The 779-nt window shown below is 39.5% G+C and carries 2 protein-coding genes; both read left to right on the forward strand.

Going from position 1 to position 779, the window contains the following annotated elements; translation table 11 throughout:
- A partial coding sequence (gene folE / locus H5072_RS20740; protein ID WP_182694673.1) for a GTP cyclohydrolase I occupies positions 1 to 333 on the forward strand: 333 nt, incomplete at its 5' end.
- 4 nt (positions 334 to 337) lie between these two features.
- On the forward strand, positions 338 to 694 hold the full coding sequence (gene folX, locus H5072_RS20745) for a dihydroneopterin triphosphate 2'-epimerase (RefSeq protein ID WP_002962340.1): 357 nt from the start codon (positions 338 to 340) through the stop codon (positions 692 to 694).
- The last annotated feature ends 85 nt before the right edge of the window (positions 695 to 779 follow it).

Consider the following 779-nt stretch of genomic DNA (forward strand, 5'->3'; position numbering starts at 1 on the left):
TGTGAGCATCATTTACTGCCTTTTATTGGCCGTTGCCATATTGCTTATATACCAAACGGTAAAGTATTAGGCTTATCTAAATTTGCACGTATTGTTGATATGTTTTCACGCCGTTTTCAAATTCAAGAACAGTTAACGCATCAAATCGCTAAAGCAGTTGAAGAAGTTACTGGCGCTAAGGGCGTAGGCGTTATTGTTGAGGCAAAACACATGTGTATGATGATGCGTGGTGTAGAAAAGCAAAATTCAAGCATGCGTACATCAGTAATGTTAGGTAACTTTAGAAGCGATCCTAAAACACGTAACGAATTTTTGCAGCTTATAAAAGGTTAACCCTATGGCTAATGCAATTATTAACGTTACTAATTTACGCCTGCGTACGTTTATTGGCTTTAACCCCGATGAGCGTGAAAAAAAGCAAGATGTAGTGATCAATCTAGAGATTCACTACCCTGCTGATGATGCGTGTAAAACGGATGAAGTTGACCAAGCACTTAATTATAAAGTGATCACCAAAGAAGTTATTAGCTTAGTAGAGCAAGGGCACTTTTTACTGCTAGAAAAATTAGTTGCTGAAATTCTTGCCGTTTGTCACGCACACCCAAGCGTTCATTACGCTAAAGCACGTGTTGATAAACCACATGCACTGCGTTTTGCCGACTCAGTGTCGTTAACGCTTGATTGGGCTAAATAAGCACTTAAAAACTTATTTAAAAAAGCTTTTCGAATCCTACGGCAAGGGCGATAACCGCTAAATAGCGAGCGCCTTTGCCTAGTGT

Origin of the sequence: Pseudoalteromonas sp. SR45-5, assembly GCF_014163565.1 — a bacterium.
GTDB classification, from domain to species: Bacteria; Pseudomonadota; Gammaproteobacteria; order Enterobacterales; family Alteromonadaceae; genus Pseudoalteromonas; species Pseudoalteromonas distincta.